Consider the following 11483-nt stretch of genomic DNA (forward strand, 5'->3'; position numbering starts at 1 on the left):
CCACACCTACGTCCTGACCCCCGACGGCCAACGCCTCGCGATCTTCTACACCAAACTCAACGACCGCCTCCTACGCCCACTCCTCGCCACCGACCAACCCCAAGCACCACCCGCCCTCCGCCACGCCCTGGCCGCCATCGACCACCACGTCGACGACTACATCGCCCGAGCACGACTCAAAACCGCAGCCTGAAAACCTGACCCACGTGTTCAGATTCTCGAACCCAAGGATCTAGGGACGCGGCCGCGCACCGTCCTTGTTTCCGGGCAATCGGGCGGTTCGCCCCGGGCCGCCCTGCCTCAGAGGCGACTGAGGACCAGCCGCTCCCCCGCGTCGAGCACGGCCGCGCGCAGCTCGGCGTCGGTGCTGTCGGCACAGCCGGGGTCGGTGGCCGGCCCCAGGCAGGCGCTGAGGAAGCAGGCGACCGCCATCCGGGTGGTCATGTCGGGGTCCGGGCCGCCCAGGGCGCGGCGTACCCGCTCGAAGAGTTCCGCGAGCTCGGGGTCGGACTCCAGCAGTCGTGTGGCGGTCGGGTCCGACATCATCACCTGGTAGCCGAGGCGATTGGTGACCAGGCACTCGGCCATGCCGGCGATGACCGTGCCGGCCCGAGCCCGCTGGTCGGTGTGGCTCTCGGCCAGCTGCACCGCCGCGGCGAGTTGGTCCAGGCCGGGTCGCAACGCCGTGATGACGATGTCGGCCTTGGTCCGGAAGTGGTGATAGACGGCAGCCTTCGTGACCCCGAGCCGGTCCGCGATCATCTGCAGCGAGGTGGCGCCGATCCCGCGATCGGCGAAGAGCTCGAGCGCCGCCGCGAGGACTCCGTCGCGGCCCGGCGCGGCTGGCTTACATGTGGCCATTCTCCCAGCCTAGCGACTAGCACCTACTAGCCGAACGGCTAGGATGGCGATATCCGCCACGACGCTCTGCCACCGTTCCGGCAGACACCACGGAAGAGCGCCGCACCACGGCTACGAACCACCGAGGAAGGAACCCGTGTCATGAGTGCTCCACACCCCTCCGAGCCCCTCCGCGTCGAGGACACCACCGTCGACCTGCTGGTGATCGGCTCCGGCACCGGCATGGCGACCGCCCTGGCCGCCCACGAGCGCGGCCTGAAGGTCGCCATCGCCGAGAAGACCATCCACGTCGGCGGCTCGACGGCCCGCTCCGGCGGCGCCTTCTGGATCCCCGCCAACCCGGTCCTCAAGCGCGACGGCGCGATCGACTCCGAGGAGCGCGGGGCCGAGTACGTCGAGGCCGTCGTCGCCGGCTCCAGCCCGCGCGAGCGTTGGCAGCCCTTCATCGACAACGGCGCCGAGACCGTGCGGATGCTCGAGCGCACCACGCCGCTGAAGCTGTTCTGGGCCAAGGGCTACTCCGACTACCACCCCGAGAAGCCAGGCGGCAGCGCCGCCGGCCGCTCGGTCGAGTCGCGCGCGTTCGACCTGCGCAAGCTGGGCAAGGAGCGCAGCCGCTTCCAGCCAGCCACGATGGAGGCGCCGCTGCCGATGCCGATCACCGGCGCCGACTACAAGTGGCTCAACCTGATGGCGAAGAAGCCGGGCAAGGGCTTCCCCAAGGCGATCAAGCGGATCCTGCAGGGCGCGGGCGGCAAGGTCATCGGTCGTGAGTACGTCGCCGGCGGCCAGGCGATCGCCGGCGGCATGTACGCCGGACTCATCGAGGCCGGCGTGCCGATCTGGACCGAGACCGCACTGACCCGTCTCGTCGTCGAGGACGGCCGCGTCACCGGCGCCGTACTCACCCAACGAGGCCGCGAGGTCACCGTGACCGCCCGTCTCGGCGTAGTGCTGGCCGCCGGCGGCTTCGACCACAACATGGCGATGCGCCAGCAGTACCAGTCGCCCTCGCTGGTCGAGGACGTGAGCCTCGGCGCCGTCGGCAACACCGGCGAGGTGATCCGGATCGCCCAGGAGATCGGCGCGGCGATCGGCAACATGGAGCAGTCGTGGTGGTTCCCGGCCGTGCACCCAATCGCCGACGGCGCGATGCCCTCGATCCTGCTGGCCGAGCGGTCGCTGCCCGGCTCCTTCATGATCGACTCCCACGGCAAGCGCTTCATCAACGAGTCCACCGACTACATGACCTTCGGCCAGACCGTGCTCCAGCGCGAGCGCGACGGCGACCCGGTCGGCGAGATGTGGCTGGTCTTCGACCAGACCTACCGCAACAGCTACGTCTTCGCGGGCGGCTCCTTCCCGCGGATGCCGCTCCCGAAGGAGTGGTACGAGGCAGGCATCACCCACAAGGCCGCCACCCCTGCCGAGCTCGCGCGCGCCATGGGCGTCCCGGAGTCCGCCTTCGAGGCGACCGTCGCCCGCTTCAACGCCAACGCCGGCGCTGGCACCGACGAGGACTTCGGCCGGGGCAACTCGGCGTACGACCGCTACTACGGTGACCCCACCGTCGTGCCGAACCCCAACCTGCGCCCCCTCGACGGCCGCCTCTACTACGCCGTCAAGGTCGTGCTCTCCGACCTCGGCACCTGCGGCGGCCTGATCGCCGACGGCCGCGGCCGGGTGCTCACCGAGGCCGGCGAGCCGATCGAGGGCCTCTACGCCCAGGGCAACACCGCCGCCAACGTGTTCGGAGCCGTCTACCCCGGTGCCGGCGCCACCATCGGCCAGGGCCTGGTGTTCGGCTACATCATCGCCTCCGACGCGGCCGAGCGAGCCGCCGCTGCCTAGCGCGCCGGCCGCACGACACGACGGCCCTGACCAGTCCCGGGGTGGTCAGGACCGCCTTGTGCGATCCGAGCGTCTCTGATTAGCTTGATCCTGAGTCGGATTGGGTTTCCGGGATCGTTTCCCACCGTGGTGGGGTCGCGTGGGCGTGGAAGTGGAATCCCGCGCCCAACGCGGCTCCGCGTGGCCGGTGGCCGGTGGTGGGTGTGCTGATCGTGTTCACGCCCTGGTGTCGGTGGGCTGCGCGGGGCAGCTTCCGGTCCGTTGGTGCGTGTCCCTCCGGACGCTTGCCCGCCCGGCTGTGAGGCCGGGTGGGGGAGGGTGCCCTGCGTCGCCTGGGCGCGGGGCGTGATGACTTGCGCCGGGTGGGGCCGGTCTTCGACCGGTCCCACCCGGCTGGTCTTCGTGGTCGGGGTGACGACGGCTGCGGCTTCGAGTTTGTCGACCACGGCGCGGATGACCATGTGCCCTGTGGTCTTGTCGGTGACGGTCTTGGCCTGGTGGGTGAGGCCGCGGGCGGCGATGCGCCGCCATGCCCCGTGGCCGCGGTCGCCCTGCCAACGGCAGGACTGGTGGGGACACAGGGCCCATTTCCAACCCGCCATGGTGGGCTTGTCGGGAGCCTTGCAGTGCCGTAGCGGGGTCAAGCATTGCGGGCAGTGTTTCGAGGTGTTGCGGCAGGGGCGTCCGCTGGAGTCGACCGTCATCTGCGCCTTTGCGCCCGGTCCCTGCTCGCGTTGCATCGTGATTTGCACACCGACGGTGGCGTGCGACCTCGACTGTCGCACGCCACCGTCGATCGTCTGACCTACCGGGGTGCCAACCGCCAGGCGCGGGTGATTTCTTGCTCGATGCGGTTGCCGTTGGTGTCCCAGGCCTCCACTCGCACCGAGGCGTACCCGGTCGGGGTGTCGCCGGCGGCCGTCGAGTCGAGGATCGCCTGGAAGTTGCCGGCCCCCGGCGTGACCTTTGTCGGTCGTTCCTGCCAGGTAACCCCGTCGTCGTAGGAGATCGATACCTTGGCTCCGGCGATGGCGCCTCCGACGTACCCGGCCTGGTGCCGCACGTGCAGCTTCAGAGTGGCCGGACCGTTGCGATCACTCGGCAGTACAGCGGTGTTGGTCCGGTCGAGCTGCGTGTCGTAGTCCACCGTCAGCATCGGCACCAACGCGGGTGCACTCGGGCGGGCGGTCCGCACCGTCCAGTTCGTCACGGTCTTGGTGGAGGTCTGCCACCACGGTGCGTTGCGGGTGGTGGTCAGCTCCAACCGCGCCGTCGACTCGCCGGGCGGCAGGCCGGTCAGCTTCACCATCGGGCGGGACGCCTGACCGACGTAGTTCCCGTCGAGGTAGAACTTGATCGGCGAGGTATCGGTGCTGCCGCCGTTGCCGTAGTGTTCCGCGCTGCTGCTGTCCGACCACTCGGGAAGCTGGAGTGTGATGACGTCCCCGGTCCGGGTAACCGGGTAACCCGGGTTACGCGGACCCGTCGGATCGAGCACGGTGGGGTGGTTCGGGCCACGGAACCACTCGTGCTTGATGTGTTCGACGCCCGGGTAGGTCACGTCGCGCTCCTGCAGAGGTCCCCCGGAGGGATACTGAGCGTTGACGGCCTGCCGGTACAGCGAGTCCGTCCCGGCGGTCACGTACTCGGTGCGCTGCCGCGCGGCTTTGACGGTAGACAACTGCGACGCCGCGAACAGCAGGTAAGGCCGCCACAGCGCCCGGTACTCACCCTGCGCCCCGCCCGGTTCGCCATGGAACGCGTTGTCCACGGTGACGAGGTCATCGGTGTGCACAGTCTCCTCGACGCCGTCCGGAAGCGCACCGGACCGGATCAGGGCCAGGTCGTACAGGTACGGCGACCAGGACGTGCCCGACACCCGCACCGCAACCTTTCCGCTCGCCAGTTGGTCACGGAGCTGCTGCCCGGCCTCGCCACTGATCGCCATGGACGGAATCTGCGCGTTGGCGCCCACCGAGCCGAAGAAGTACCCGCTGGTGTCGTGCATGATCACCAGGGCCTTCGCTCCGTGCGCACGCGCGGTCGCCTCGATCGTCGAGTACGGCGTGTCCGACCGCCGTACCAGCACCGCCTTGCCCGTGGTGTCCAGGCCGGTGTAGTCGGCCTCGGCGCCTTGGCCGACGTACGCCAGGTCGAGGTCCATCGACGTGTCGATCTCTGGTGTGCCGGACAGCGGCTGGATGTACACGTCCTCGGCCCGTGGCGACAGCACCTTCAGCTCCAGTGGTGCCGCTGCGAGCCGGACCTGCTGGACGAATTCCATAGGCTTCAGCTCGGCCGGGCCGGACTTGAGCACGTACGTCGGTGTCCACTTCCCGATCCACTGCGGCGCGAAGTTTTCGGTCGAGCTCGGACCGCCGTACCCGACCACTGTCTTTGCTATCTGATCCACCGGCAATGCCTCGGGATGCTCCGGGGTGTCGACCGAGATCGCCTTGGCCTGCCGCGCGTCGAAGGTCAGCGCGGTGTCCGCGGTGAGGCGCACCGTCGGGGCCCCGATCATCGTCTTGTTCAGCATGTACCGGTTGGCGCCGTCCATCGTCTGGATCGCGCCGACGATGTAGTAGGTACCTGGCGTGAACCGCCCGCTTGCAACGCCGTTGTCGAAGCGCAGCTCCTTCCAGGGCTGTTTCGGGTCGTTGGCGTTGAGGACGTAGACGGCGCTGGCGCGGGTCGCCGGGCGGCCGTCCCGCATGATGCCGGTGAGTGTCAGGTCGGCCATCGGTGGTTCCACGGTGAACCCGACCGGCACGTGGACATTGGCGGCTGCGCCCTGCGCCTTCAAGTAGCCGCCGTAGACGCCCTTCGGCAGATTCCGGACGTCCAGGCTCACGGTCGCCGTAGCGGTGCCGCCAGCGGCGATCGTCAGGGTGGCCGGGCTGACCGACAGTGCCTCACTCGGTGCCGCGGTGCCGTCCTTGTGCGTGACGTCCAGCGCCAGGTCGAGGCTGACGGCCGCGTTGCTGCGGTTGGTGAAGGTCACCGGTCTGGCAGTGACCGGAGTGTTGTCCTGGGGGTAGGCGAAGAAGCCCACGTTCAACGGTTCCGGCGTCGCCAGGATGGGCGCGTTGATCGCTGCCGGGACGTCGATCAGGCCGCCGCCTTGCTCGTAGACGCTCGCGTCCGCACTGGGGCGTCCGGCGGCGATCAGCTCGGCCTTGACCTGCTTCGCGGTCAGCTCTGGGTTGTGCTGCATCGCGATGGCGACCGCTCCCGAGACGTGCGGGGTCGCCATCGAGGTGCCGCTCGCGGAGGTGTACAGGGTATTCACGGGTGTCCCCATGGACGTCCCAGCGGCGCGTGCCGCCACGATTCCCACGCCGGGTGCGGTGACGTCCGGTTTGATGGCGAAGTCGCCCAACCGCGGGCCACGGCCGGAGAAGTAGGCCAGCTTGCCCTGCTTGTCGACCGCACCGACGGTGAGCGCCGCGTCGGCGGAACCCGGCGACGCGATGCTGCCCGCGCCCTGCTGCCCGTTGTTGCCGGCGGCAACCACGAACAGCGTGTGCGGATGACTCGCGCTCAGCCGGTTGATCGCCATCGCCTCCGGCGAGGCGCCGCTGTCACCGACGTTGCTGCCGATGCTCATGCTGACCACGTCGGCCAACGGTGCGGCCCACTCCATCGCCGCAATTGTCGCCGAGGTCGGGCAACTGCCCGACGCTGTGCAGATCTTGCCGATCAGCAGGTCGGCTCCCGGAGCCACACCCTTGTACTTGCCGTTCGAACCGACACCGGTACCGGCGATGGTGCTGGCCACGTGGGTACCGTGACCATGCTGGTCGGTGATGCTGGCCTCACCGGTGAAGATCCGACTGCCGGCGATCTGCCCGACCAGGTCCGGATGGTTGAGATCGACGCCGGTATCCAGCACCGCCACGGTCTCGCCGGTGCCGTCGAAGCCCTGCGACCACGCCACGGGGGCGCCGATCATCGGCACACTCTGGTCGAGGCTCACTTCGGCGATCTCGTCCAGCCAGACCTTCCCGGCGCTGGTCAGCGTCCTCGCGGTACCGCTGGCGGGCGCGATCGTCGACCACCAACCGCCGTCGGGCTTCACTGTGGCGGCGTACCCGTTGACGCTCGACAGGCGGGTGGTCACCGCCAGGCCCTTGGTGCTTGCCGCAGCGGCGCGCGTCGGTGCGCCGGCCACGATCACCGAGACGCCGTCGGTGTAGCCGTACTTGACCAGCTTGGTGACGTTGAACAGCTCCCGGTCCAACCGATCCGGAATCAGTATCGCCGCGTCGGACGGGATGACATAGAGGTCGTCGCCCTTGTCGAGCACCTCGAACTGGGGCTCCTGCCCGGAGGGGCGCGGGGCCGGCTCGACGACGGCGACCTTTCGTCCGTCCTCGGCCGGTTCCAGCCATACCTGGTCACCGGTGATGAGGGTGATCGGGTCTGCACTGGCGGCGCCACTAGGCAGCGCCGACAGCACCACGCCGGTCGGTGTGGCTCCGGGGCCGTCGACACCGGCGCCGGGCGACGCGGCGCCGAGCAGGGGCACCGCCAGCATCGGTGCCGCCAGCAGCGACAGTAGTCGGCCGAGGCGGGATCGTCCGCCCGGAGAAGCAGGTCGTGGGGTCATCGACACTCCTTGGTTGCCGCCGGCAAGGCCGGTCACAGTGGTTCGTAGTGCTTCCCGCCGGCGTCGCCGGCCTGGTCTGCGTCGCCGCGTCGAGCCGACTGCCCGTCATCGGGGTCGGGCGGCGGAGCGCAGGCAGGGCTGCTCTGATCGGCCGGCGAGCTGGCTAACGCCCTCTCGGCCTCCTGCGCTTCCGGCGGATCGTTGGCCATACCGGCTAGCATCGCGACCGCAGTGGCCGCTAGCGATCGTGCAGACTACGTAGAATTCATCCCGCACCGACCGAGTCCCCGCCGTCCGGCGCGATGAAGCCAGCCTCGACCGCGGCGATAGCGAGGGCGGTCCGCGACGTCACGCCGAGCTTGCGCATCGCGGATTTGACATGGCATTCCACGGTGCGCGGCGACAGGAACAGCGTCTCGGCGACCTGCCGGTTCGTCATGCCACGAGCGACCAAACCCACCGCGTCGAGCTCGCGCGGGGACAGCCGGTCGCCGTATCCGCGGCGCCCGCCGCGCCACGTGCGAGCGACCTCTCCCCCGTGCTCCCGCACCAGGTGGGCCACCCGGTCCGCGTCCCACCGGGCGCCCAGGTCGTGCAGTCGCTGCTGGGTGTCGGCCAGCAGCTCCAGCGCGCCGGCGATCTCGCCGGCGGCCAGCAGCGCCCGGCCCTGCCGCTCCCTGCTGAGCAGCTCGTCATAGGGTCGCGGCAGCGCCGCCCACCGCCGCGCCGCTTCTGCGAACAGGTCGGCGGCCCGGCGTGGGTCGCCTGCGGCCTGGGCCACGATGGCCTGACACGTCACGAGCGCGGCCAGCGGTGCCGGGAAGTTTCGATCGGCGATCTCGTGCGCGAACGCGGCGACGAAGTCGTCGGCGTCGTCCCCCGCAGCCATGTCGAGGAGCGCGTCCACGTGGACCGGCGCGATGTCGCTGATCCACAGCCACACACCCTTGCACGCGATCAGGTGCACCACTGGTCCGGTGATCGAGAGCGCTTGGGCCGGGTCGCCGTCGGCCAAGTGCAACCGGGCTAGCGCCGCCGGCACGGCCACCGCTTCCGGCTCCATAACACCGAGCCGAGTCTGCTCCAGAGCGACCTCGTGCAGCTCACGCTGGGCCGCGGAACGTCCACCGGCGGCCAGCTGCAGCAGGCCGCGAACCTGCCGCGCATGGAGCTTGCTTTCAGCGTCGGTGTCCTCGCGCCCGGCCAGCTCCGCCACCCTGGCGTCAAGTCCGGACCAGTTCCCCACGTACCAGTCGAGCCGAGCCTGCACAGCCAGGGCGAGGTAGGTGAGTCGCGACGAGTCGGCGGCCTCGATGTGCCGGCGACACACGGCCAACTGCTCGCGCGCGCCGTCGAACCGGCCCCACGCCAGCATCGCCCAGACCGCGTTGACCCGGGTGTTCGCGATGTCACGTTCGCCCGCCCGGGTCGGCGCCGAGGCAGGGAGGTGCCTGAGCGCCTCCCAGCCCGCCTCCTCGCCGAGCAGGAGCAGCGCGGTCATACGCATGTCCAGGAACGCCCGCCGGTCCTTCGTCGCGACCTGATCGAGCAACTCGCCGGCGCGGCCCAACCAGTGTCGGTGCCGGCTCACCGGCCAGTCCGGGATCAGCGGAAGCACCATGTTGGCCATCGCCCGGATCGCCAGATCCGGACGATGGCCGAGATCGGGAACAGCCGCCTCCCACTGCTCGAACGAGGCGGACCGCTCGCCGACCGCCCACAGCATGCGGCCCAACAACAACCGCAGCTCGCCCCGGTCAGCCCGGGCGATCTCACCTGATCCCAGAACCCGGCGAAGGACATCGACCACGTGCTCGGCGAGATCACCAAGAGCGGCTGCACCGAAGAAGGCTGCCTGACCCAGCCGGCGGGCCAGCCGGACTCGCCGACCGATCGGATGCTCGGCGGCGTTCATCACCTGCAGCAGGGTCTCGACAGCCGTACGGTCGTCGCCGGACTCCAGGGCCAGCTCGGCGCTCGCCTCGGCGTACCCACACCACTGAGCCTCGTCCCCGGCCTCGCGGAAGTGGTGGGCGAGGCGCGCCACCGGCGGGTGGTCCTCACGCTGCAGCGCCCGCGCGGCCCGCGCGTGCATCCGGCGCCGCTCCGAGACCGGCATCACGCCGCTGATCGCCTGCGCGTCCAGCACGTGCCGGAAGGTGAATCGACCGGTCGAGCGCTCGCACAGCAGGCCGGAGGCCAACGCCCGGGCCACACCGCCGCGGGTGGCGGACTCGTCGAGGTCGGCGACCGCGGACAGCAGCGGCTCGTCGGCCGGGTCCATCAGGATGCTGGCCGCCTCGAGCAGTCGCTGGGTGTCCCGGTCGAGTCGGTGGACCCGCTCCAGGACCGATTCGCGCACGGATGCCGGCACGTCGAGCTCGGTGAGGACTCGGCGAGTCCAGTGGCCGTTTTCCCGGGTGATGTCGTCGCGGTCTTCCAGCAGCAGTAGGTACTCCTCGACGACGAGAGGGATGCCGTCGGTCGCGTCGTACAAGAACTCGGCGAACTGCTCGGAGACGTCGTCGGTGGAATACATTGAGGCCACGAGTTGCCGGATCTGCCCAACATCCAACGGCTTCAGTTCGATACGGGTGCGGGACATGCCGGCGGGAGCACGTGCGGTGAGCCGCGGCAGCAGCGATCCCGCCCTCACCTCCCACGGCCGAAAGGACACCACGATCGAGAGATCGCGTTCGTCGGCGCACAACGTCAGCAGCCATTCCAGCGTGGCGACGTCGGCCCAGTGGACGTCCTCGACAACAAGGACGTCAACACCAAGCCGTTCGACCAACTCCGACAACGCGCGGAACAGCCGGTACCGGACGGAGCTCGGGTCGTCCAGCACCTCCAGCGCGGGCGGGAGATCGTCCGTCCACTCTGGGAACAGTGGCCGCAAGGCTCCGCCCAACGCGCTTATGCCGAGCGCATCCAGTTTGGGTGCCAGCCGCCGGATGCCGGCTACAACCGCTCCCAGTGGGGCCGGCTCAGGCACCGGAGGGCAGGTCGCGATCAGCACCCCCTCGGGTGACGAGGGTCGGTCGGCGAGTGTCCCCAAGGCCTCGCGCAATAGGCGGGTCTTGCCGATCCCGGCCTCGCCCTCCACTATCACGAGCGCCGGGCCACGCGCCAGGGCACCCGCCACCCTACTGACTGCCTCATCCCGGCCGACCAGCGTGGGTGTCTTCGCTGGCCAACCCACCGATGCCCGCTGGCGTCGGTCGGCTCGAGCCGTCACCTCCACCTCCGCACCGCACTGCCACGCGCGATTCACAGTTGACAATAGCGATCAACGCGCCGGTGCTGGAACGGCGCGAGTGCCGAAAACCTCGTCCGTCCTGGTCATAGCCGTCTTGAACACCGAAATGAGAACGCCGGCGCAGCGACGAGCGCTCCAAGCCATACGCGGCGGTGATCTACATTGCGTGCCACGCGAGGATGACAGGCTGACCAACTTGATTAGGAATCGTCGGTGATCCTAGGTTAGCCGTGTGGATCGTGGCGTTTTGCTTTTGGGCTGGTTCGGGGGAGATTCCGGTGAAGTGGGCCGGTCGTGATCGCGGGTTCTCCTGGATCATTGTCGAGGCGATGAGTCGGTGACCAGAACGCTGCCGCTGGCCGACGGCGAGACTTCCCGTACCGCTTGCGCCCGGGCCGTGCTCCGGTCAGGGGTGGACGAGGAGAGCGGTGAGGTTCTGTCGCAGGCGGTGCTTGCGCAACGTGTTGGCTGGTGTGCCGATCTGGTGGCGGGGATGGTTTCCGGCCTGTTGGCGGAGCGCTGGAACTGCGCGGATGTGGAGGTGTTGGCCTCCGGACACGACGCGGGTGGCCGGAAACTTCCGTCAAATGCGTGGATGGCGCTGCGACGCTTGGGCTGGACGGTTACCGCGCCGGTGGGTGTGAGGGTCAATGACCGGGTCGTGCGGATGGCGCAGGAGCAGGCGGGGCGCATTCTGCGTTCGGCGTCGTGGCGTGCGGGCCTGACCTCCGGTGTGCTGGCGACGTGGCCGGCCGATCCGCGTAAACGCACCCCGCAGGAGTGGGAGCAGCTTCGGGCGTCGATCCCTGGCGGGCAGCATCTGCCGTCGAGCGTCATCAAGTCCCGCACCCGGCAGGCCGCCAGGTTCCTTGCCGCCAATGGCCGGCTGCCGGTTGGACG

The 11483-nt window shown here is 69.5% G+C and carries 6 protein-coding genes; 3 read left to right on the forward strand and 3 right to left on the reverse strand.

What is annotated here, in order from left to right:
• Positions 1 to 193: hypothetical protein (locus ACY34I_RS39055; RefSeq protein WP_462760358.1), on the forward strand; the 193-nt coding region annotated here is incomplete at its 5' end.
• Between the two features lie 107 nt (positions 194 to 300).
• On the opposite strand, the gene ACY34I_RS39060 is transcribed toward ACY34I_RS39055, so the two are convergent.
• Entirely contained in the window at positions 301 to 861 is a 561-nt protein-coding gene (locus ACY34I_RS39060; protein WP_462760360.1) for a TetR/AcrR family transcriptional regulator, read from the reverse strand.
• 141 nt (positions 862 to 1002) lie between these two features.
• On the opposite strand from ACY34I_RS39060, the gene ACY34I_RS39065 reads away from it, so the two are divergent.
• Positions 1003 to 2712 carry a 3-ketosteroid-delta-1-dehydrogenase gene (locus ACY34I_RS39065; protein ID WP_462760362.1) on the forward strand — a complete coding sequence of 570 codons (1710 nt, stop codon included), beginning with the start codon at positions 1003 to 1005 and terminating at the stop codon, positions 2710 to 2712.
• A gap of 805 nt (positions 2713 to 3517) precedes the next feature.
• On the opposite strand, the gene ACY34I_RS39070 is transcribed toward ACY34I_RS39065, so the two are convergent.
• Together ACY34I_RS39070 and ACY34I_RS39075 are read right to left on the reverse strand one after the other, a co-directional pair.
• Entirely contained in the window at positions 3518 to 7324 is a 3807-nt protein-coding gene (locus ACY34I_RS39070) for a S8 family serine peptidase (RefSeq protein WP_462760364.1), read from the reverse strand.
• A gap of 265 nt (positions 7325 to 7589) precedes the next feature.
• A complete protein-coding gene (locus ACY34I_RS39075) occupies positions 7590 to 10598 on the reverse strand; it encodes a helix-turn-helix transcriptional regulator (protein ID WP_462760366.1) in 3009 nt (1002 codons plus the stop codon).
• 322 nt (positions 10599 to 10920) lie between these two features.
• Between ACY34I_RS39075 and ACY34I_RS39080 the strand changes: the two genes are divergently transcribed.
• Positions 10921 to 11483 (forward strand): hypothetical protein (locus ACY34I_RS39080; RefSeq protein WP_462760368.1); only part of this gene is annotated, 563 nt, incomplete at its 3' end.

Source organism: Micromonospora sp. RTBAU3-60 (genome assembly GCF_054963695.1).

What these genes read in the sequence shown, in the direction of transcription:
- ACY34I_RS39060 (WP_462760360.1), bottom strand. Translation starts at nt 861, where the DNA reads ATGGCCACATGTAAGCCAGCCGCGCCGGGCCGCGACGGAGTCCTCGCG.
- ACY34I_RS39070 (WP_462760364.1), bottom strand. Translation starts at nt 7,324, where the DNA reads ATGACCCCACGACCTGCTTCTCCGGGCGGACGATCCCGCCTCGGCCGA.
- ACY34I_RS39065 (WP_462760362.1), top strand. Translation starts at nt 1,003, where the DNA reads ATGAGTGCTCCACACCCCTCCGAGCCCCTCCGCGTCGAGGACACCACC.